Source organism: Macrococcus psychrotolerans, assembly GCF_038095555.1.
GTDB classification, from domain to species: Bacteria; Bacillota; Bacilli; order Staphylococcales; family Staphylococcaceae; genus Macrococcoides; species Macrococcoides psychrotolerans.
Genome location: NZ_CP124591.1, coordinates 2,001,799 through 2,023,932, shown reverse-complemented (window position 1 = coordinate 2,023,932; position 22,134 = coordinate 2,001,799). Strand labels below are relative to the sequence as shown.

The 22,134-nt window shown below is 33.4% G+C and carries 26 protein-coding genes, 1 riboswitch and 1 other annotated feature; of the genes, 20 read left to right on the top strand and 6 right to left on the bottom strand.

The features are described from left to right. Window positions 1-19: 19 nt before the first annotated feature. Window positions 20-328: a binding site (T-box leader), on the bottom strand. 146 nt (window positions 329-474) lie between these two features. The 4 genes from QA539_RS10650 (at window position 475) to rpsR (ending at window position 2,030) form a co-directional block, all read left to right on the top strand. Then, window positions 475-789, top strand: coding sequence for a hypothetical protein (locus QA539_RS10650; protein ID WP_419895211.1), 315 nt, complete (start codon window positions 475-477; stop codon window positions 787-789). Between the two features lie 132 nt (window positions 790-921). Next, on the top strand, window positions 922-1,212 hold the full coding sequence (gene rpsF, locus QA539_RS10645; protein WP_219494866.1) for a 30S ribosomal protein S6: 291 nt from the start codon (window positions 922-924) through the stop codon (window positions 1,210-1,212). 24 nt (window positions 1,213-1,236) lie between these two features. Next, window positions 1,237-1,755: a single-stranded DNA-binding protein gene (ssb, locus tag QA539_RS10640; RefSeq protein WP_219493413.1), complete on the top strand. Its 519-nt coding sequence runs from the start codon at window positions 1,237-1,239 to the stop codon at window positions 1,753-1,755. A 32-nt stretch (window positions 1,756-1,787) separates the two neighbouring features. Further along, window positions 1,788-2,030 carry a 30S ribosomal protein S18 gene (rpsR, locus tag QA539_RS10635; RefSeq protein ID WP_041636240.1) on the top strand — a complete coding sequence of 81 codons (243 nt, stop codon included), beginning with the start codon at window positions 1,788-1,790 and terminating at the stop codon, window positions 2,028-2,030. A gap of 224 nt (window positions 2,031-2,254) precedes the next feature. On the opposite strand, the gene QA539_RS10630 is transcribed toward rpsR, so the two are convergent. Together QA539_RS10630 and QA539_RS10625 are read right to left on the bottom strand one after the other, a co-directional pair. Beyond that, window positions 2,255-2,869 carry a GNAT family N-acetyltransferase gene (locus tag QA539_RS10630; protein WP_283722013.1) on the bottom strand — a complete coding sequence of 205 codons (615 nt, stop codon included), beginning with the start codon at window positions 2,867-2,869 and terminating at the stop codon, window positions 2,255-2,257. 100 nt (window positions 2,870-2,969) lie between these two features. After that, the gene (locus QA539_RS10625; protein ID WP_283722012.1) at window positions 2,970-3,989 is read right to left on the bottom strand and encodes a DUF2382 domain-containing protein; all 1,020 of its coding nucleotides are present in this window, start codon (window positions 3,987-3,989) and stop codon (window positions 2,970-2,972) included. Window positions 3,990-4,324: 335 nt separating this feature from the next. Beyond that, window positions 4,325-4,426, top strand: a riboswitch (purine riboswitch). 66 nt (window positions 4,427-4,492) lie between these two features. Here QA539_RS10625 and xpt point away from each other — a divergent pair. The 4 genes from xpt to guaA all read left to right on the top strand — a co-directional run bounded on the left by xpt (window position 4,493) and on the right by guaA (window position 9,464). Next, the gene (gene xpt / locus QA539_RS10620; RefSeq protein WP_099482390.1) at window positions 4,493-5,077 is read left to right on the top strand and encodes a xanthine phosphoribosyltransferase; all 585 of its coding nucleotides are present in this window, start codon (window positions 4,493-4,495) and stop codon (window positions 5,075-5,077) included. Beyond that, the gene (locus tag QA539_RS10615; RefSeq protein WP_219493408.1) at window positions 5,077-6,345 is read left to right on the top strand and encodes a nucleobase:cation symporter-2 family protein; all 1,269 of its coding nucleotides are present in this window, start codon (window positions 5,077-5,079) and stop codon (window positions 6,343-6,345) included. The genes xpt and QA539_RS10615 overlap by 1 nt, the downstream gene beginning before the upstream one ends. A 44-nt stretch (window positions 6,346-6,389) precedes the next feature. Continuing rightward, window positions 6,390-7,859: an IMP dehydrogenase gene (gene guaB, locus QA539_RS10610; RefSeq protein ID WP_219494865.1), complete on the top strand. Its 1,470-nt coding sequence runs from the start codon at window positions 6,390-6,392 to the stop codon at window positions 7,857-7,859. A 63-nt stretch (window positions 7,860-7,922) separates the two neighbouring features. After that, window positions 7,923-9,464, top strand: coding sequence for a glutamine-hydrolyzing GMP synthase (gene guaA / locus QA539_RS10605; protein WP_219493406.1), 1,542 nt, complete (start codon window positions 7,923-7,925; stop codon window positions 9,462-9,464). A 90-nt stretch (window positions 9,465-9,554) separates the two neighbouring features. On the opposite strand, the gene QA539_RS10600 is transcribed toward guaA, so the two are convergent. Genes QA539_RS10600 through QA539_RS10585 form a run of 4 tightly spaced genes read right to left on the bottom strand, consistent with a single transcriptional unit; the run spans window position 9,555 to window position 15,071 of the window. Then, on the bottom strand, window positions 9,555-13,094 hold the full coding sequence (locus QA539_RS10600) for a DUF7149 domain-containing protein (RefSeq protein WP_419895210.1): 3,540 nt from the start codon (window positions 13,092-13,094) through the stop codon (window positions 9,555-9,557). Between the two features lie 27 nt (window positions 13,095-13,121). After that, a complete protein-coding gene (locus QA539_RS10595) occupies window positions 13,122-13,256 on the bottom strand; it encodes a hypothetical protein (RefSeq protein WP_269800605.1) in 135 nt (44 codons plus the stop codon). Between the two features lie 19 nt (window positions 13,257-13,275). Beyond that, entirely contained in the window at window positions 13,276-14,517 is a 1,242-nt protein-coding gene (locus tag QA539_RS10590) for a tyrosine-type recombinase/integrase (protein WP_419895209.1), read from the bottom strand. 2 nt (window positions 14,518-14,519) lie between these two features. After that, window positions 14,520-15,071 carry a helix-turn-helix transcriptional regulator gene (locus tag QA539_RS10585; RefSeq protein WP_419895208.1) on the bottom strand — a complete coding sequence of 184 codons (552 nt, stop codon included), beginning with the start codon at window positions 15,069-15,071 and terminating at the stop codon, window positions 14,520-14,522. A gap of 177 nt (window positions 15,072-15,248) precedes the next feature. Between QA539_RS10585 and QA539_RS10580 the strand changes: the two genes are divergently transcribed. The 12 genes from QA539_RS10580 (at window position 15,249) to QA539_RS10525 (ending at window position 22,063) form a co-directional block, all read left to right on the top strand. After that, window positions 15,249-15,467 carry a helix-turn-helix transcriptional regulator gene (locus QA539_RS10580; protein ID WP_419895207.1) on the top strand — a complete coding sequence of 73 codons (219 nt, stop codon included), beginning with the start codon at window positions 15,249-15,251 and terminating at the stop codon, window positions 15,465-15,467. Between the two features lie 2 nt (window positions 15,468-15,469). Then, the gene (locus QA539_RS10575) at window positions 15,470-15,736 is read left to right on the top strand and encodes a hypothetical protein (RefSeq protein WP_419895206.1); all 267 of its coding nucleotides are present in this window, start codon (window positions 15,470-15,472) and stop codon (window positions 15,734-15,736) included. 45 nt (window positions 15,737-15,781) lie between these two features. Then, complete coding sequence (locus QA539_RS10570; protein ID WP_419895205.1) at window positions 15,782-16,588, top strand: hypothetical protein; 807 nt, start codon at window positions 15,782-15,784, stop codon at window positions 16,586-16,588. Then, window positions 16,589-16,927 carry a hypothetical protein gene (locus tag QA539_RS10565; RefSeq protein ID WP_419895204.1) on the top strand — a complete coding sequence of 113 codons (339 nt, stop codon included), beginning with the start codon at window positions 16,589-16,591 and terminating at the stop codon, window positions 16,925-16,927. Further along, complete coding sequence (locus tag QA539_RS10560) at window positions 16,920-18,200, top strand: DnaB helicase C-terminal domain-containing protein (RefSeq protein WP_419895203.1); 1,281 nt, start codon at window positions 16,920-16,922, stop codon at window positions 18,198-18,200. The genes QA539_RS10565 and QA539_RS10560 overlap by 8 nt, the downstream gene beginning before the upstream one ends. Beyond that, window positions 18,175-18,405 (top strand): hypothetical protein, encoded by a 231-nt coding sequence (locus tag QA539_RS10555; RefSeq protein WP_419895202.1) that lies wholly within the window; start codon window positions 18,175-18,177, stop codon window positions 18,403-18,405. The genes QA539_RS10560 and QA539_RS10555 overlap by 26 nt, the downstream gene beginning before the upstream one ends. Window positions 18,406-18,648: 243 nt before the next feature. After that, window positions 18,649-18,933, top strand: coding sequence for a hypothetical protein (locus tag QA539_RS10550; RefSeq protein WP_419895201.1), 285 nt, complete (start codon window positions 18,649-18,651; stop codon window positions 18,931-18,933). Then, on the top strand, window positions 18,934-19,230 hold the full coding sequence (locus QA539_RS10545; protein ID WP_419895200.1) for a hypothetical protein: 297 nt from the start codon (window positions 18,934-18,936) through the stop codon (window positions 19,228-19,230). A gap of 13 nt (window positions 19,231-19,243) precedes the next feature. After that, the gene (locus QA539_RS10540; protein WP_419895199.1) at window positions 19,244-19,618 is read left to right on the top strand and encodes a hypothetical protein; all 375 of its coding nucleotides are present in this window, start codon (window positions 19,244-19,246) and stop codon (window positions 19,616-19,618) included. 784 nt (window positions 19,619-20,402) lie between these two features. Next, a complete protein-coding gene (locus QA539_RS10535; RefSeq protein WP_419895198.1) occupies window positions 20,403-20,717 on the top strand; it encodes a hypothetical protein in 315 nt (104 codons plus the stop codon). Next, window positions 20,710-21,465, top strand: coding sequence for an ImmA/IrrE family metallo-endopeptidase (locus QA539_RS10530; protein ID WP_419895197.1), 756 nt, complete (start codon window positions 20,710-20,712; stop codon window positions 21,463-21,465). The genes QA539_RS10535 and QA539_RS10530 overlap by 8 nt, the downstream gene beginning before the upstream one ends. Then, on the top strand, window positions 21,455-22,063 hold the full coding sequence (locus QA539_RS10525) for a hypothetical protein (RefSeq protein ID WP_419895196.1): 609 nt from the start codon (window positions 21,455-21,457) through the stop codon (window positions 22,061-22,063). Before QA539_RS10530 ends, QA539_RS10525 begins: the two co-directional genes overlap by 11 nt. The last annotated feature ends 71 nt before the right edge of the window (window positions 22,064-22,134 follow it).

The following is a 22,134-nucleotide window of genomic DNA, read 5'->3' as shown; positions in this document are numbered from 1 at the left end:
ATCTGAAGAGTTATCAGATCTAAAGGACGAAAGCTTAGTTCGCGGTACCACCTTTATTTATTGTTCTATTACTAAAACAATCTTATCCAGTACGCTAAGTTGTAATAGGCTACGGCTAAGTATACGAAAGTGTAGAAGATAGTATGCCAGTACGCTATTGAACAACATATTAATACTGTATCGCTATAACGGGCGAACCCGATGGTACCTCATATTGGCACCAACACTCCAAGGCCATTTTCGAACTTTCTTTCAATGTCTTCTCTCAGCATACGAAGATTCTCTGTAAAAGCAGTGTAAGTTTTACTTTCCTTTTTCTAGTGTTTAGAGTATAGAGTTTTGTTTGATTAAGTGTTACTTTACATGAATATAAAAATGCTGTCAACAAAAATTTCAGAAAATTGAGAATACATTTTTTGATAATATATTTTAAAACATCGGACGATATGATACGTTATAACATGAGGTGAGGAAATGAAGCCGTTAAGACGTATTATATATTGTATTAAACTGATTGATAATGATGGTATGCAGCCCCCAGTGTATGATATCAGCTATCATTATCTTATTCAGGTAGTTGGGGCTGGAACGCGTGTAGCGGTTGATGAGTCTATCTATGAGTATGTGACATATAGCTCTGAAACAATACGTTACCTAGATATCTATGCGATTGACACCATTTATCCGGAAGCTAAGGAATACAGACAATACCTTTATTTAGCACAGAAAGAAATACAGTCTTTTTATACGAAACGAATCAGAACATATAGATTAGAAAGTCTTTGTTAAAAAATATTGCAGATATATTTAATGATTGATGAAATAAGTAAACTATGCTATAATTCTCTATTGTGAGTAATGAAAATTATTCCTTGCTTTATAAAATTATAAAGCCGCATAGACCATAAGGAGGTGTAAATGATGAGAAATTACGAAATTATGTATGTCGTACGTCCAAACATTGAAGAAGATGCTAAGAAAGCTTTAATCGAGCGTTTCGAAGAAATTCTTACTTCAAACGGAGCGGAAATCATCGAATCAAAGGATTGGGGTAAACGTCGTTTAGCTTATGAAATCAACGATTTTAAAGAAGGTTTCTACCGAATCGTTCGCGTTAAGTCTACTGACGAAGCTACTAATGAATTTGATCGTTTAGCTAAAATCAACGATGACATTATCCGTCATATCGTTGTTCGCGAAGAAGAAAAATAATAAGATTATGTGGGGGCGATTTATTTGCTTAACCGAGTTGTATTAGTTGGTCGTTTAACTAAAGATCCAGAATACAGAGTCACAACATCAGGTGTGTCAGTCGCTACATTTACTTTAGCAGTAAATAGAACATTTACTAATGCACAAGGAGAACGTCAGGCTGATTTTATCAACTGTGTCGTATTCCGTAAGCAAGCTGAAAATGTTAATAATTTCTTGCATAAAGGTAGTTTAGCTGGGGTTGATGGCAGATTGCAATCACGTAGTTATGATAATCAAGAAGGACGTAAAGTATACGTTACTGAGGTCGTTTGTGATTCAGTTCAATTCCTTGAACCGAAGAACACTAACCAATCACGTACGAACAGTCCGTCAGATGACTATTCTAGCTATGACCAAGGAAGTTACGGTCAGACACAAGGCCAGAATCAAAACTATCAGTCATCAAATAATCAACAACCAAATACATCAGCACCATCAAATAACCCATTTGCCAATGCAGCAGGGCCAATTGATATCAGTGATGATGATTTACCATTTTAATTACTAATCTATAAGTAAGGGAGGCAACAATCATGGCAGGTGGACCAAGAAGAGGCGGTCGTCGTCGTAAAAAAGTTTGTTATTTCACAGCAAACGGTATTACACACATTGACTATAAAGAAGTAGATATGCTTAAAAAATTCATCTCTGAACGTGGTAAAATTTTACCACGTCGTGTAACAGGTACTTCAGCTAAATACCAACGTATGTTAACTGTAGCTATCAAACGTGCACGTCATATGGCTTTATTACCATATGTTAAAGACGAAGCATAAGCTTAATATATAAAGGAGAGACAGTAAATGTCTCTCCTCTTTTTTTATATTTCTTTTCATGTATCCTATTTTCAAAATCTTAAAATTACACCTTCTTGAATTATAATATAGGTTATGCAGCAATTATATTTCAAATTTCTTGGGTTTAACTTAAATGAAGAATTAGGTTAGGAGCAAAAAATTAATACATATTTAACTTATAAGAATATCATGTATATGCTAGGTTAGTACATTTGTTCAATCAAATCTTCTACAATAGTAGAGTCAATATTATTACATAATAGATACTTAGTTCGATACATATGTTCGATGGCTAATTGTAGACTTGAATGGTTTATTATATTCTTTACAAATAAATTCATTGGAACAGGTGCATCATTATGAAGGCCGGGTTGGTGATAGTTAATATCATATAAGTAGAACCCAAATTTCTCATAGAAAGATGCTAACGGACTATTTCCTGTTGTATCTTGCTCACACTCAAGCATAATAGTATTTAATGTAGTACCATTTTGTTCACATAGCGCTGTCATAATGATTTCCGCTTCATTCATTAGTGCACGTGCAACATTTTTACCTCGAGATTCTTCACTTACGACTAAGTATACGATATATCCAATGTTGTACATTACTTCAAGATGAAATGAAGTAAATCCTAATAGCGTGTCATTTTCATAGGCAGCAATAAAATGATAACGCTCAAAATCCTGACGTTTAAGATCGAAGCTATTATAGAATACATCGATTGGTTCACAAATTGATTCTGGAAACTCTTTTGTATAAAGTGCCATACATTCGTTGAAATAGTGATCGGCTGAATTTAAAGCTATTATTTTCATAATCAGGCTCCTGTTCATGTATATATTAGTATTGTAACATGACTAAATGTTAAATACATGGACATAAAAAAAGAAGCCTCTAAGGCTTCTTTAATTTATATTATAAACGACGATCTGTTAAATCATCGTTATTATGGTCACGGTCTTTTAAATGTGCGTTAGAATCATCGATATCAACTTCTTCTTTACGTACGTTTTCAGATACATGCTCAGTTTCAGTTACACGGTTTTTCTTGATTACTAACTCTTCAGAAACTACATTGTCTTTTTCGATGTTAACGCGTTCTTCAGTTAATGGTACACGGATTGTTTCATCTTCTAAATTGTTATCGAAGTGATCATCTGCTACTGCACGGTCTGTCACATCGCGACGCTCAATTGTTACTTCATCATGTGATACTGGTACATCGAATTCTTGACGTTCTTCGACAACGTTTTTATCGATTGTAACTTCACCTGATTGAACTGTATCTTTGTTTACACGTAAACGTTCTTCGTGTAACTGGATTTTCTCATCTTCGCCTAGATCATCACGGTTACGGATATCTTCGTCCACTAAGTTTAAACGTTCCTCACGGCTTAATTTATTATATTCTTCATTGTTAAAGTTATTCATATCTACTACTTCCTCTCTGTTTTTTAAATTGTTATCACGGTGTTTACCTGAATAATCTGCATCTGATTCAGCATTTGTACTTGCTGCAAAACCTAAGCCAGTGTGATCATCTTCCTTGTTATAATCTGGAGTAGCTTTATCGTTTAATGTACTGCCTTCTTGTCTTTCAGTGCTATGACGATAAGCATCATTATCTACATAAAGTAAGATTTGACCGCTTTCGATAGCGTTTTCGTATTCAACCTTCTCAGAATCAGTTAAATCTAATTTGTCGTATACGCGACTTTGTGGGTCTTCACCAGTAAAGAATGCAGCCACTTTGTCACCGAATGTACCTTCTGCATTTCTATATTGAACGTCAGTGTAATCCAATGCTGAACCTTCTAATTTATGTTTAGAAATAACATGAATATCACGTTCAGAAATGCCTTCAGCTTTTAATTGATCGATTCTACGTAATAATGTTTCTTCGTTTGAAAATGTTTCTAACTGTCTTTGTCTCATTATTCGTACCTCCAATGTGGTTTATGTACTTTCATGATGTCTTTGTTTTATTGTTATGCTAAATATATACCCAAGCGTTAATAATCTAAACACAAAGCATTAAAAATTCATAAAAAACACTTGACATACAAACTACATTTATATGGAAGAAACTCTATGAAAACATTATAAATTTGTATAAATTATTTTGAAAAAATTGAGTAATTTTTACATGTTATATCAGCTTTTTTATGTGTTTGATGAAAATAGCGGTTTCAATTTTCTGACTTATTATTAAATATAAAAATAATATTGCTAAAAGTTAATGATTTTGTTATTATCAAGAACATTAATATTAATTGCATACAAATTATACTCATATAAATTAAAGGATATGGCTTTAGAGTTTCTACCGCATCGCCGTAAATGATGCGACTATGAGTAATTAAATAAAGAGTTTTTTTATTTATTACTCATCTAAATGATTTAGATGAGTTTTTTTGTATAGTATGGGAGGCTGACAAGTGGAAAAGTTACAACAACGTGTAAAAGAAGATGGTGTTGTTATTGATGGTGGTATTTTGAAAGTGGATTCGTTTCTGAATCATCAAATCGACCCTGAATTAATGTATGAAGTTGGTGAAACGATATACAATAAGTATAAAGACGAAGGGGTTACTAAAGTTTTAACAATTGAAGCTTCTGGAATTGCACCAGCTATAATGGCTGCATTAAAGTTTAAAGTACCTTGTCTTTTTGCGAAAAAATCTGTACCAAGTACATTGACTGAAGAAGTATATCATACGGATATTCATTCTTATACGAAAAACAAGACGAGTCACGTTGTCGTGTCAAAACGATTCTTAAACGAAAATGATCGAGTAGTTATCATTGATGACTTCTTAGCGAATGGTGAGGCAGCGCTTGGTCTATATAATCTCGTACAACAAGCCGGAGCTACGTGTGTTGGTGTTGGAATTGTAGTCGAGAAAAGTTTTCAGTCAGGTAAACAGCGTCTGCTTGATGCAGGATTAGATGTAACGAGTTTATGTGAAATTGCTGCACTTGATAATGGCAAAGTAACATTAGTAGGAGAGGGCGAACTTTAATGAAAAATTTATTGTTAAGTTTGCAACATCTTCTTGCAATGTATGCCGGAGCAATTATTGTTCCGATTATCGTCGGACATGCGTTAGGTTTTAGTGCACAAGAAACGGCATATTTAGTTTCTGTCGATATCTTTATGTGTGGTGTTGCGACATTCCTTCAAGTATATAAAGGTATCGGAATTGGATTACCAGTAGTACTTGGATGTACCTTTACGGCCGTAACCCCAATGATTATGGTAGGTTCAAAACACGGTATCGATGTACTTTACGGGTCGCTCTTTGCTTCTGGTATTATTATCGTTCTTATTTCACCGTTCTTTTCATATCTTGTAAAAATATTTCCACCAGTAGTGACAGGTAGCGTCGTAACGATTATTGGGATTACGTTAATGCCAGTAGCGATGAATAATTTGGCAGGAGGTCAAGGAAACAAAGATTATGGTGCGCCGATAAATATTCTATTAGGTCTCATCACATTGATTATCATATTGGTTATTCATAGGTTATCTTCCGGATTTATACGTTCAATTGCGATATTGCTTGGTTTAGTCATCGGTACAATAATTGCTTCATTCTTTGGATTAGTAAATATAGGTGCAGTGCATGAATCAAACTGGTTTGAATTACCGAAACCATTCAGATTTGCAGGATTTAAGTTTGAAATAGGTTCTATCCTATTGTTTGTTATTGTAGGAATCGTCAGCTTAATCGAATCAACAGGTGTATATTCTGCGCTAAGTGAGATTACAAAAACAAAAATAGATAGAAAAGATATATCTAAAGGTTACCGTGCTGAAGGGATTGCAATTGTATTAGGATCAATCTTTAATGCATTTCCATATACAGCATACTCACAAAATGTAGGGTTGGTTTCATTATCAGGTGTGAAATCAAATAAAGTTATGTATGGCATGGTCGCTTTGTTATTGCTATGTGGATCGATTCCTAAGCTTGGTGCAATTGCGACAATCATCCCTACATCTGTACTTGGAGGCGCAATGATTGCAATGTTTGGTATGGTCATGGCATACGGTGTAAAAATGCTTGGCGCCATTGATTTTACAAGACAAGACAATCTCTTGATTATTGCAGTATCTGTAGGTATTGGATTAGGAATTACAACCGTTCCAGAAGCGTTTAGCAAGTTCGGTAGCGACTATGAATGGCTGACACAAAATGGGATTGTTATTGGTACTTTTACTGCCATTATCCTTAATTTATTTTTTAATGGATTAAATGATAAACAAATGCGTCAAAATATGAAATAATAGAACTACTAAATTTATAAAAATATTTGGAGGTAAAAGTGAATATGTGGGAAAATAAATTTCAAAAAGAAGGTTTAACATTTGATGATGTGTTATTAGTGCCAGGTCATTCAGAGGTATTACCGCATACTGTCGATTTAAGTGTATCATTATCAGAACGATTAAATTTAAAGATTCCAGTATTATCAGCGGGTATGGATACTGTTACAGAAGCTAAAATGGCTATAGCTATGGCACGCCAAGGTGGTTTAGGTGTTATTCATAAAAGTATGAGTATTGAGCAGCAGGCTGACGAAGTTCAAAAAGTTAAGCGTTCAGAAAATGGGGTTATTACTAATCCATTCTATCTGACACCTGATGAGCAAGTATTTGCAGCTGAACATTTAATGGGCAAATATCGTATTTCTGGTGTGCCAATTGTAAACAGTGCAGAAAATATGGAGCTTGTAGGGATTCTCACAAACCGCGATCTTCGTTTCATAGAAGATTATTCAATTAAAATTTCAGATGTTATGACAAGTGAAGCACTCGTAACGGCACCAGTAGGTACTACATTAGAGCAAGCAGAAGAAATATTACAACGTCACAAAATTGAAAAATTACCGATTGTGAATGAATCTGGACAGCTAAAAGGGCTTATCACAATTAAAGATATCGAGAAAGTCATTGAATTCCCTAATGCTGCAAAAGATGAGCAAGGACGTTTATTAGTAGCAGCAGCAGTAGGTATTGCAAAAGACACGATTACACGTGCCACAAAACTTGTTGAAGCAGGAACTGACGCATTAGTTATCGATACAGCACACGGTCATTCTAAAGGTGTATTAGAAATGGTATCAGAACTTAAGAAACATTTCCCTGAAGTGACATTAATTGCTGGTAATGTAGCAACAGCTGAAGGTACACGTGCATTAATTGAAGCAGGTGCGGACGTTGTTAAAGTGGGAATTGGACCAGGTTCAATTTGTACGACACGTGTTGTAGCAGGTGTCGGTGTACCTCAAATTACTGCAATTTACGAGGCAGCGACAGAAGCTAAAAAGCATGGTAAAGCAATCATTGCAGATGGTGGTATTAAATTCTCAGGTGACATCGCAAAAGCGTTAGCTGCAGGGGGGCATGCAGTAATGCTAGGTTCATTGCTTGCAGGTACAACTGAATCACCTGGAGATACAGAAATCTTCCAAGGACGTCAGTACAAAGTATACCGTGGCATGGGTTCACTTGGAGCTATGGAGAAAGGTTCAAAAGACCGTTACTTCCAAGAAGATAAAGATGCTAAGAAATTTGTTCCAGAAGGTATTGAAGGTCGTATTGCTTACAAAGGCGCATTGCAAGATACAGTGTATCAGCTAATGGGTGGTTTAAGAAGCGGTATGGGTTATACAGGTTCTAAAGACTTAGAAGCATTACGTGAAGAAGCAATGTTTATTCGTATGACAGGTGCAGGTTTAATAGAAAGCCATCCACATGATGTTCAAATTACAAAAGAATCGCCAAACTATTCAATGTAAGAATATCTTCTAACGGCAAATTACATTATAATAAATTTAACTTAACTAAAAGGAGAACAAACTATGGAAATGGCATTTGAACAAGAGCTCATACTCGTTCTTGATTTTGGAAGTCAGTATAACCAGTTGATCACGCGACGTATTCGTGAGATGGGTGTTTATTCAGAACTTCACGATCATGAAATTTCAATTGAAGAGATTAAAAAGATGAATCCTAAAGGAATCATTCTTTCAGGGGGGCCAAATTCAGTTTATGAAGAAGGTTCGTTTACGGTAGATCCTGAAATCTTTAATTTAGGTGTACCTGTAATGGGGATTTGCTATGGTATGCAGTTAATGACGAAATTACTAGGAGGTTCAGTAGAGCGTGCAAATGAACGTGAGTACGGTAAAGCAGTCATTAAAGCAGAGACACATTCATTATTTACAAAACTTCCAGAAGAACAAACAGTATGGATGAGTCACAGCGATAAAGTCATCAACCTACCTGAAGGTTTTAATGTCATTGCACATTCACCAAGCTGTAAATATGCAGCGATTGAGAACCCTGAACGTAATTTATATGGAGTTCAATTCCATCCTGAAGTACGTCATTCTGAATACGGAAATGATTTATTACGTAACTTCATCCGTGAAATCTGTAAGTGTACAGGCGAATGGACAATGGAAAACTTCATCGAAATCGAAATCGAGAAGATTCGCGAAAAAGTTGGAGATAGAAAAGTTATCTGTGCGATGAGTGGTGGCGTAGATTCATCAGTTGTTGCAGTATTAATCCATAAAGCAATCGGCGATCAGTTAACATGTATCTTCGTTGACCATGGTTTACTCCGTAAAGGTGAAGGCGATATGGTGATGAAACAGTTCGGTGAAGGATTTAACATGAATATTATTCGCGTTGATGCGAAAGAACGTTTCATGAGCAAATTAGCAGGGGTATCTGATCCTGAGAAGAAACGTAAGATTATCGGTAATGAGTTCGTATACTTATTCGATGAAGAAGCAACGAAATTAAAAGATGCTGATTTCTTAGCACAAGGAACTCTTTATACAGATATTATTGAATCAGGTACAAAGACTGCACAAACGATTAAATCACACCATAACGTTGGTGGACTACCAGAAGATATGCAGTTTGAATTAATCGAGCCTGTGAATACATTATTCAAAGATGAAGTACGTGCGTTAGGAATTGAATTAGGCATTCCTGAACACTTAGTATGGCGTCAGCCGTTCCCAGGTCCTGGACTTGGAATTCGTGTATTAGGTGAGATTACCGAGGAAAAATTAGAAATCGTACGTGAATCTGATGCGATTTTAAGAGAAGTGATTGCCGAAGAAGGTCTTGAACGCGACATCTGGCAGTATTTCACTGTATTACCTGATATCCGTTCGGTCGGTGTTATGGGTGACTACAGAACATACGACTATACAGTAGGTGTACGTGCCGTAACAAGTATCGATGGTATGACAAGTGACTTCGCTAGAATCGACTGGGAAGTATTGCAGAAAGTATCAAGCCGTATCGTAAACGAAGTAGACCACGTTAACCGCGTTGTCTATGACATTACATCTAAGCCACCAAGCACGATTGAGTGGGAATAGCACTAAAAATAAGAACAACCCTTTAACCATAGTGGTTAGAGGGTTGTTTTTATGTTTGGAAAGTAGAAAAAAGGGCAGAAAAAGGGCAAACTACCAGTTTAAATCATTTTCTATAAGCGTTATCTCATCATTGTCAATATTATAAATTGAATAAATTATGTTATTTAGTTCACTATGAAGTTCGCTACTATAATCTAATTGTATTCTTTTTATTAATGATGAGATTTTAAGATTAGTAGCTTCATCAATTTTCTTTATAGGTAGTTTACCTATATATGGTTTATCTAAATGTACTGTTAGGGTAGCATTATTTATTATTTTGTATTTTAAATAGTATGTTGCTATGGGCGAGTTTAAATATGCCAGAAGATATTCATATGAGAATGTTTCATTGGTTAATATCAAATTATTTACTGTATCGCCGGTGTATTGTTTTTTAAGATCTAATGCTGCAACTATCTTTGCTTTACTTGACATAATATTTTGATATATTATTTTTTTATCTCGATTGTTTAATACAGATTTTTGAGAATCTCTTATTAAAATTTTATCTACATACTGATTTGGTTTTCTTGAAGAACCGTCCTTAAAAGAAAATTGATTAATATTAGAACCACCTAAATATAGGGTCTTTTCTTCATTTATTACAGAAGTCAAATATTTACTAGAGATTGTTTCTCCACGAGGAAATATAGCAATATCACTCAACTTGGTAGTATTTGTATCTATAATATCAAGTATTTTTAAAGTTTTAATGTTTGAAGAAGTCAAAATCACATCGTTATCTCTAAAATAATTCTGATTGATTTTATTTGTAGGATTAAAGCCTTTGTATACTTCTACAATATTAGACACTGGTTTTTTATGTTTACAAATTAATATAACTTGTTCTAAACCAACACCATCAAATGCTTTTCCAACATCATATACTTCTTTGACAGTACTATTTGTAAGTATGTCATTTCTAATTCTAGACCATGAGTCAACATAGGTTATTGATTTAGGAACAATAAAAGCAAAATATCCATCTTCTTTTAGTAGTTTAAATAAACTTAGATATATAAATAGTGAGGTAATATTGGTTACTCTGCTGTTAACATGTTCATATATATCGCCAAGTTTATACAATTCTTTTTGAACAGCATTTAAATTGAAATAGGGTGGGTTTCCTATAATGATATCAAATCCGATGAAATCGGCATTTTCATTCAATATCTCTGGAAACTCAAATCTCCATTCAAATATATTATCTATATTCTTTCTACTCTCTATATATTCCAGTTCACTATTAATATTCTTAAGTTCAGCCACTAATAATTTTCTTTTTTTATTAGTCTCTCTCTTTGTAGAGGTTTCAAATAATTGTAGTTGATTATCTATTTCAAATATTTCAGCGGTTATCTCTCTCTTTTTTCTAAGCTTATTTTGTTCGGTCTTTATTCTATTTTTAAATGATTTTTTAATATTGTTTATTAATAATATTAAGTTGTTTTTTTCACTTTTACTTTTAGAATTAATATATTGCGTTATCGCATCTTTATAGTCCTGAACCTTGTAGTTAGAATCTTTTGTGATTTCCCCTAAATTACTTTCAGTGGTGTAAAGACTCAATAGTGAATCACCCTGTTTTATATTTATATCTATATTAGGTAATGTTTCAAATTGTGGAAAGTCAGTATCCACATCATTAATATATGAAGATTTTAAGAGTTCAATCCATAATCTGAGGCGACAAATGTTTACTGAGTTTGGATTGATATCTACACCAAATAAAGTTTTTTCAATTAGCTTTCTTTTTTCAATAAATAGTGTTTTTTGTAGTCTATGATTTTCTTGGTTTTTTGGGTTATAAATGAATTCTGAATGGTCATCCAAAATTATTAATTCATCTTCGAAATTTTTGATTTCGTAGTCTTTAATTCTTTTACCATCTTCATCAACTAAAATACCTAAATCATATTTTATAGATATAAGTTTATTTAATGCTGATATCAAAAAATGTCCAGATCCAACTGTAGGGTCACATATTTTAATAGATTCAACGATGTTGTTAGCTTCGGGAATATCTTCGATTTTATTGTATAAATCGATTAAATTTTTACAATTCCATTTTTTATTAGTATTGAATTTATCAATGACTGTTTGCTCTATAACTTTTGAGGTCATGAGGGAAGTTATATTGGTCGGTGTATAGTACGATCCATCTTTGTACCCATTTAGTTTTTCGAAAACTAACCCCAGTATTGATGGATTTATAAGTTGTTCGTGATTAAAATCTAAGTCATTGTTTGAAAATGAATAGTTTTCAAAGAATTTTACTATATATGAAACTATGTTTAAACCTTTGTTTTTTTCTCTCAATTTTGTTTTTTTGTAGAGTTGAATAGGTATATTGTTTAATGCATTAATAGAAAAAAATTGTTTCTCTAATTCAGTTAGTTCAAACAATGAACTGTTTAAGTATGGTACATCTTTATATTTTTCTTTTATGTACTCTTGTCTTTGTGGAATTGGTACAGCCAGTACCAAGAAGAATAATTCTTGTAAGTCGTGTGTATCATCAACTTTTTTGCTATCTAATATATTGGTATTTAATGTGTAATTTTTAATTGATTTTAAATATCCCTCTAGCAATTTGATAAAAAGTATTCTATTTATCCAGGGAATTATCAATTGTAATGAGATATTAAATAGCTGTTCTTCTTCATTATTTCCATACTTACTAGAATGACTCATAGATTCAAATTTTCCAGATACTATTAGCTGAGTAATAGTATTTTCAATCAAACTAGCAGGTTGTCTTTCGTTTTCTGGTAGTCTTTTAATTAATTTTTCTTTTTTAATTTTTTTCTCTTCTAATCCCAATATATAAAGTAATTCATTATAAAAGGTTTTATCGATTTTGTTTTGTGGTTTCGGCACTTTCGTTTTTAGTAAAAAGTAGTTAGAGAATATCTTTCGTAAGTTGTCTAAATTACGACTATATTTTTCAGACTTTAAATATTTTTCATAGTCTTTGATTTTAATACATAAACAATTGATTTCCCCGTTAGAGAGATTATCTTCTATAAAAGCTGCTGCGATATGTTTATAGAAAAAGTCAGTACCTGTACCACTTAGTTCTTTGTTTATAAATTGTTTATACAAATTGACTAATTCTTTATTTCCGTAAACAATTTTTTCAAAATCGACTGCGTCAAAAATATACCAATTATCAGTATCAGTAATAATTAATTTTTTTAATTGTATGTTTTTCTTATCTATTCTTTCGTTTAAATAATACAGTATAAGTTCTTGAAGAGATTTTGTATTAATTCGTTGTTGTGACATCATTTCGAACTTATTGCTCTTCTTTTTAACTTCTATAATAGTCGAGATAGGTGATGAATATTCATTTTCACTATAGATTGCTAGATCAATTCTTTGCTTGGTATTGATTTCGTACTTTTGTTTTAACGATGAATGAAGAAAGGTCTTAATATTATTTTTAGTGAATTCTTCGCTTTCGTTTATCTCATTTTGTGATATCAATTTTAATAAATTATTTTTAAAATTAATGTATTCTTCTGGACTATTTTTAATAGATTTGATGTCCTGACTTAACGCATCGTTAACTTTGATAAATTTCATTCTTTATCAGTCCTTTCTTAGTTGATATCAAGAGTAAATCAGTTTGGAAAGCTCACCTTTAATTTTCATTGTTACCTTTGCATCAGGTTCATCTTTTTTAAGTTCCGCTTCCAGCTGCTTTTTTAACTCATTCGCTTTTTTATCTCTTTCAGCTTTGTTCATTGCTATCCCACCCTTTTAATCAGCTGCTGACCTGTTCAAGTTTGGCCATCATCTCTTTATCCATTTGTTCTGTTACATGGCTATATATTTGTAGTGTCGTTTTGTGGTCAGTATGGCCGACACGTTCCATGATTGCTTTGAGTGAAACTCCAAGTTGGCTAAGTAGTGAAATGTGGCTGTGTCGTAAGGTATGCGTTGTTACATGCTTTGTTATCACTCGTTTGCCCTCTGAATCTTTTATTTCTTCTATTGCTGTCTTAATGTTTCTGTTTATTGATGATAGCGCCATAGGATTACCATAGTGGTTTGTAAATATGAACCCTCTGTCGTGATACATGCGCTCCCATTGTGTTGATTTCTTGTTTTCTAACATCACTTTTCTCAGTATCTCAATACTTCTATTTGTCAGTGATATTTTTCTATAAGATGCTTCAGTCTTAGTAGAGTCTTTAACACCATGTCCTTTGCCTGAAGGGTCGTCTATCCAATGTATAGTGCCGTCTATCTCGAGTGTTTTGTTTTCAAAGTCGATATTGTTTGGTTGTATGGCCAGTAGTTCACCGACACGCATACCGTTAAGTGACATGAACTCTACTATGTATGCTGTCATAAAGTAGGATAGTTTCATGTAGCCAGAGCACTTGCTTTGGGCAATCTCATTAAGTTTGTCGATTATCAGCTTTATTTCGCTCATTTCCAGGTAGTTTTCTCTTTTTGCTTTAATCTCATCTCGAGTTTTAGCTTTCTTAGGTATGTTCACATCATCTAAATAATTGATGTCAGCAATTTTGTACTTCTTTTGGCCATATTTCATGATGTTCCTGATACGGCTCATTGCATCTCTTATTACTTTTTGACTTAGATTGTCTTTAGATGCGCTGTCTATGAGTTCCTGGACGATAGCTGCACTCATATTTTTTACCAGGTTGTCAGGGTGTATATTTCTTTTGATGTGCTGCACCTTATAATAAGTCGTGCTTATAGTTGATTGTTTACTTCCAGACGTAACTTTATAGTTCTCATACCATTCGTCGCATAGTTGATGGAATGTTAACGTCTTTAGACTTTGAGGAGTCTTGTCGTTTATCTTTGCCTTTATTCGCTCATTTAAGCGTAGCTGCGCTTCTTTTTGTGAGGGTTTGGTATCTTTGTTCATTACGACAGATACTCGCTTCCACTTCTCGGTTATTGGGTCTTTATACTTCTCATAAAATCGATACTGCGTTTTACCTTCTTTATTGATGAACTCTACTGACCACATGACTAATCACCTCGCTCGATCTCTTTTAGGTAATTCTCGTTTTTCTTCATCTGTATCATTAATTTTATGGTGTCTAGAATAAAATGTCTTTCAGCCATTGTGAGTTTTATATTTTCTTCATCCCGTGTATCGCTCATGTTAAAGAAGACATCTTCTTGTTGAGTTAGCAACCAAGATAGATCGTAGTATGGGTGTTCTAATAATATTCTTTCGCTACCTTCAATACCAATACGACCACTGTTTTTATATACATCTAATGAGTTTTCATCAAGAATTGGTTTATGGCCAGCAACTTCGTATAACTCGTTTTTAATTCTGGTTATTAGTCTTTTTTGATTTAAGTTTAACTTATCCTCTTTTTTTACATTAAGATGTTTTCTTCCTAAAGCTTCTCCGATGTCACCGATTACCTTAGCGGTAGGTATTTCTTTATCATTTTCTATCAAAGACATATACGAACGCGATTTTTCTATTTCTTTAGCTAATTCTAATGAGGTATAACCATATTTTTTTCTGAGTTCTTTTATTAATCTCCCTAATGTTCTTTTTTCCATTATTATCTCCTTTTGTTTAGTATTTGCTGAATTATATCAAAATATTTTAATATATTCAATAAATTATAGACAAAACACATTGACGTCATTTCAATATTCAAGTTATAATTTGTGTAAATTTATTATACAAATTATATAAAAATTTAATAAATTAATACATTGTACAGGAGGGATATTATGAAACTAATACCCATTACTAGAGAGATAAAGAAAGAAATCGTTTTAAGTGGAATGTCAGTAAAAGGTTATGCAGAGACTATCGGAAACAATAAGGAATATATCAATCTTGTGGTTAATGGGAAGAAAAACCCTAGCCCTAAATTGGCGTTAAAAATTGCAGATAGTTTTGGTAGAAAAATCGAAGACTTATTTGAAATTGATATGGAGGAGGAATAAGTATGATCAATGTAGTTAATTTTAATATTCCCACGCCTGAGAATACACTACATAACCCTGATTCAGTTATAATCACGCCAATATATGCGAAAAAGGATGTATTAGCGCGTATGTATGGAATGTCTGGTTCAACTGTTAGTCGTCTTGTTGAGCGTGCGAGAAAAGATGGTATAGATAACATCGCTATTAGAGTGTCCATGACCCAAACAATTTACCATATTGAAAGCTTTGAAAATTACTTGAAATCGATTGATTCTAAATTTCTATAAAATGGGTATGTTTAGGCTTTGTTAATTGAAAAGGAGGGGGAGGAAATGCCCGAACCTAAAATACCTAAAGGCTATACAATTTTGCCACGTATCATTTTAGAACAAGAAATTTGGATGATGTCACCGCTTCACTTCAAAGTCTATACGTACCTAGTCAATAAAGCGAGTCACGTAACCAATGATAAATATGAGCGAGGTGTCTGTTTAGTCACTATTTCAGAACTACAAGATACATGTAGTTATAACGTTGGTTACAGAAAAGAGAGACCAACGAAGCATCAAATTGATAACGTTTTAAGGTGGCTGCGAAAAACTTACGAAGCTACAGACGAAAACGGTACGAAAGCACCAATGATTACGAGTACGAAAACGACACGCGGAATGTTCGTAAAAGTGCATGGATACGGCTTTTATCAAGACCCAAAAAATTATGAAAACGGCAATGAGAACGATACGAAAACGGCAGCGAAAACGACAGCGAAAACGACAAACACCGGACACTATATACAAGAACATAAAGAATTAAGACAAGAATTAAAAGATAATATGTCCGATTCAAAATCGAACGATAGTAATATTGAAGCTGAATTTAATGATTGGTGGAGATTGTACAACAAAAAATTAGGTAGGAAGAAATCTGAAACGAAATTCAAATCATTACGAAATTCTTATGAACTAGATGTAATTGTGAAAGGTACTAAAGAATACTTAAAGACAATCACAGATAAACAGTATCAGAAGCATCCATATACGTTTTTGAATGGAGAACACTTCAATGATGATTATAGTGATGTTGTGAAAATCGATAATACTGAATTGCAGTATTACGATGAATTATTAGGAGATGGTTAAATGAATAAAGAGCAAGCTGTAAAGATAGTTAAGCGTGTAAATGGACTCTATATAAAGAGTTCACTTTCTAAAGAAGCAGCGAAGATATGGATTGAAACACTTTTGAAATATGATTATGAATTTACTAATCAGAAAATAACTGATTTTTACAAAGTGTCTAAATTCGCACCTCATATTTCAGATATTCTACCTAAAGTCGAAGTGAACCAGGCACTAATCGAATACGAGAAAATTCAGAAGGATATCGAGAAAAACAAAGAAGAGCCTGAGGATGCAGCAGTGTTAGCTGAAATTGAGCGTATCACGGCTCAATTGAAGGAGGAACTCCAAAATGAATGAAGAAGTTGTAATCAACGAGCGTTTTGTAGTTGGATCACTGATGAAATACCCTGAATTACTTAGTGAATTGAAACTTAAACCGGAGATGCTCAGTGACTATCACTGCAAGAATTTTATTAGTTATATTACTTCAAAAGGTATTGATTTAAACGCTATTTATGTAATGGCAAAACAAAAAGGTAATGAATTCTTTCCGAGCAAACTACTGTTTGATTTGAGAAATGACGAGTTCATAAAAAAGTCATTCTTTACGAACTTTCAGATTCAAGTGTTGGAAGAATATAAAAAGAGAGAGTCCCTAATCGCTGCACACGACTATCTGAACTCTCCAAAAAGAGATAACTTAATTGAATTTACAGAGCGGTTAAATTATCTAGCATCACTTGCTATAGACAAGTCTAACAGAAAAGCTGAAGCAATAACAGAAATCTTGGAAGAGGTTAACCTTGAACTAAAGCCACAGCTCATTAAGACGAGTTACGATCAGGTAGATAGTTTGATAGCTGGCTTTGAACCAGGACAGCTTGTAATTATTGCAGCGAGGCCATCTGTCGGCAAAACAGCATTTGCCATTAATCTTGCTCTCAATTTTTTAGAAAGTGGCTGTAACGTGTCCTTCTTCTCCTTAGAAACCACATACAAGAAGGTTTTACAAAGATATATATCAGCGACTAAAAGGATAAACTCTACAAAGTTTAAATATCCTGACTCTATTACTTCAGCTGAGCGATTAAAGATAACCGAAGCTTTGCAGCAGTTTAAAGATTCGAATTTCAGAATTATAGACGATTCGTTGATTAAGCCGTCAGATATCGCAAAAGAAGCACAGTACTTACAACAAACCGAAAATAAGAAGAATATCATAGTGATTGATTACCTCACACTCATGAAGTCTGACGGTAGTTTCAGAGACAGAAGGATCGAGGTTGAAGATATCTCACGTAAACTTAAAATATTCGCGAAACAATACAATTGCGTAATTATAGCACTATCGCAGCTTTCTCGTGGTATAGAACATCGTCAAGACAAACGTCCAATGATGAGTGATATTCGTGAATCAGGCTCAATTGAGCAGGATGCAGATATCATTGCATTTTTACATCGAGATGATTACTATCGCCGGGCAGAAGAAGAACAAACCGAAGCGGATATAAATAAATCAATTGTAGAACTTTTAATAGCAAAAAATAAAGATGGTAGCACTGGTAGTGCTGAATTAGAGTTCTACAAGAATATCGGAGTGTTTTATGGAAAAGACGACAGATTCTATTGAGAATTATCGAGAGGTGTTACGAGATTTATACAGAAGTGAGCGTAACCTCATACTTAAAGGCTATTGGCTCTGTCTTGGTCTTGAACTTAACGAATTAATTAAAGATGGCAGCTTTTTTTTAATTGATAGAGCCGACCAGATCTTCGAGAAAAAGTTATTTGAAAGAGTAACTAAACATCACGATTGGTCGTCATTTCGATTTTAAGAGGGTAGTTAGCTCAATATTAATATCATTCGATAAAAAGCTTGTAAATATAAAACGACCGTACACGGTCAAATAAATTAAAATGGAGATCATTTAAAATGACAAACGAAATCAACGAATTAATATGAATAGTGAATTTGATAATCAAAAGGTGAAATCAGTATGCAGTAAGCTGCAGGAACCCCAGCCTATGGCGATTGCTACTATCTTCCATAGTAAGATTGACCAAAGGTGCAAGAATTTGTGGAAGATTACGAAGATGTTTATAAACCAGAAGTATTCAATCAAAAGTTGAACGATTTAATTGAGAAAGAGGTCGCTCATTCTAATGCTGAAATTGAGCGTAGTGATAGTCGCATCGAATCACAGGCAAATACTTTATTAAAAATTGCAGAAGATGAATTGAGCAAATCAGAAAGTATAAGTACTGACGAGATTACAAGAAGGAATTATCTAACTGAAAACCTTAGAAATGATATCAGTATCGACTTATTAAGCATTGATGAGCGCTACAAGTTAGTGATTTAAATGAGCAACAAGTTGAATGAAGCGAGAAAAGACACTAATAAGGCACACGCATTTAAGCGCAATCTACCCCTGTTTATAGAGAAAGCTAACGGAATGAGTGAAACAGATAAGAGTGTTGTACTTGCTGAGATTAAGTACGTAAAAGAAGAATTAGACAAGGTGATGTTTGGTAATGATTCATGTGTATACAAAGGAATAGATCACTCGGTAGGTCTTAATTATTCATCACCGAGTGTGTCATCAAAAATCAGCATCGATATGAAAATTGAAGACTTAAAGCGCAAATATAAGCTGTAGGGAGATGATCCTAATGAGAAATGAAGATGGCAGGTTTGCTAAAAATAATAAAATCGCTCTTGGTAACAAAGGAAATACCAAGAGTGAAACTAAAAAAGGAAATGCTAACGCTATGAAATATGGCCATGTAGTTGGTGCAGCTTCTTATCTCGACGGGGAGACGCAGCGTTATTGTGTTGTGCTTGAAAGACTTGTGCATAAAATGCGAAGAGATTTAGCATTGATTGATGCATTAGGTAACGTCTATATTAGACGTGATAAGTTAGAAGAGATTATTGATATATCGCAGTATGAAGTAGTTTTTCGTAGCAGAAAAGATATAAATAGCGAGTTAGAAAATGCTTCTTTTACGCGTACATTTTCGATAAGTCCTGTAAAATATTTATGAGAAATAACGAACACGGAATGAATTCATATAAGAATGGCTTCACTAAAGGTTTTGTATGATTTTAAGTCATGATTTTCAGTGAGTTCATACAGTCCCTAAAAAGGATGCGGAAAAATTAAAGGGTGCCCCAGGTTTGGGGTGTCCTTTTTGTGTACGCCCAATTATTCAGGTGTAATCATATAGAGACGATATCTCGGCTGTAGTATGTCGTGAAATTCTTACATTAAAAATTCGTACAAATCATCTTCGGTTAAAAACCAAATGTTACGTTTTTGATCTGAGCGCGATATTAACGTGTTCAGTTTTTTTGAGAACGCAATTTTACGTTATGATCTGAGGTAAGGATGTTTGAGTCCAGCCTTAGATATCGAGTTAAGGACTAAATTGTCTGTAACTGCCCGCTTCTCATTGCCATTCTAAGCACGTTAAATTTTAGTTAGTGGGTAGCTGGTTGGTTAATGCGCTCAAATCTGAGCGCATTAATTCAATAAGTCCATATTTGGATGTAACTAAAAAATATTTTTTAAGTCGTATAGAGCTTCTAGAATGTAAAAGAACGAAAATTACTGATGTTTGGTCGTTTTGGTGTGAAACGGTTAAAATAGCCCCCTCTACGTTCAAATCACGAGTATGTTTAGACGTCAGTATTTGCTTTTCGATTTAGAGGTTGTATAGTTTTGACGCTTACTGGCATAGCTATTTACATCACTGTAAAGAGGGTATAATATAAATAGAAGTTAAGAGTATTACCTAGCAAATAGGTAATGTTTAGGAGGGGAATATTATGAACTTTTTAAAGATTCCAAAGTACACACAGTCTGAGTTAATACGTTTGTTAAATCAAAAAGGTATTGATTTAAAGAAACAAGGATACAATGATTTACATGAGTCGATAAATCACGGATATGTTTTTAATAGGGAAAGATTCTTGGAATGTGCAGAAATTTTAAACATTCCAAAAGATGAGATATTTAAAGCAGAGGAAGTATCTGAAATAAGTTTTAGAGGTAGCGGAGCAGAAGAAAGTATCAAAAGTACTTTGAAGCTATTTAGTATCATGGTAGAACAAAGGAAATTGAGAGGTAATGTTAATGCCTAAAATATTGAGTGATGAAAGACAAAAAGAATTATCGCTTGAGGTTGATGAAACAGTTAGAAATTTTAAAAGAGAATTTCCACACATAAAAGGCCCTATTTCTGACTCTTACGCAACAATAGAGGGATTAGGGTTTTTTATTATAGGTAAACATATAGATGAAGATATTTCAGGGTTTCATATTAATATAGGAGAATTCAAGTGTATATTTGTAAATAGATCCCATCATTATGCTCGTCAAAACCAATCTCTTTGGCACGAAGTTTATCATTGGTACACAGGAGATACCGGACATATAAGTTCTCGTGCAGAAAATGAATATAATGAAATGGAATTTAAGGCGGAGAATTTTGCTTCTAAAATATTGATAGATAGAAATGAATTAAGAAAGAAAATAATTGATGATAATATTAATGTGAAGTTCATATCTAAAGTTAACATCATTAAATTGCAAAATTATTTTTCGGCTTCATATATGAATGTTGCGAGAGCTTTATTAGAGATATATCCTAATACATTAAACCCAAATAGATTAAATCTAGGTTTACAGTCACAACACGACAGACTTATAGAGGAATGTAAAAAGAATAATTTGGATTACTCTATTTATGATATTCCTGCAACCGATTATATCTCACCTTCGTTTATTGATGATTTAAATGAAAATTATAAAAACGGTCAATTATTAGATAGTTATTTAGAGTCAGTTTTAAACCTCATAGATGAGGAGCTGAATTTAAATGAAGGTTAGTTGTGTTTGTGACGCTAATGTCTGGGTAGATGCCTGTCACTGTGATTCAGAAGTAGATTATCTTAGAAATTACTCTGTAGTAGGCTTTGTAGAACAAGTTCATAACGAAATTGTTAAATTTGAAAAAAATAAAGATAAATTTAGATATATCTATACAAAATATCAAGAAAATCAGCATTTATATCAAGTTTTAAAAGTATCAGATTTAAAAGAACTAGAAGTACAGTTTCTACATCAGTTAAGGCAGAGAAATTTTGATGATATTGATAATAGTAATAAAACTATTAAAAATTTAGGAGAATATGCATCTCTTTATTTTGCTTTCCATATGAAGATACCATATATACATACAACTGACCTTAGCTTCATAGAAGAAGAAGCAGGGATATTGCCTGGAATTGAAATGAAAACTTGGAATGAAATTTGTGATGAGATTTCTATCGATGATGATGATAGAATGATGAAGAATAAAACTATCCAAATTAAGAAAGAAGAATTCAATCGAAAAAGAGAAGAATTTAAAGAAACTAAAAAAAGTAATTTAGATAATAGATTAGCTAAGCTTGTAAATAAAACGAACAATAGACGAAATAAATAATTGAGGGCAAAAAAAGGGCAGACTTTTAGTGAAAAGGGGAAGTCCAATTTATCTCAAAATTACATAACTAT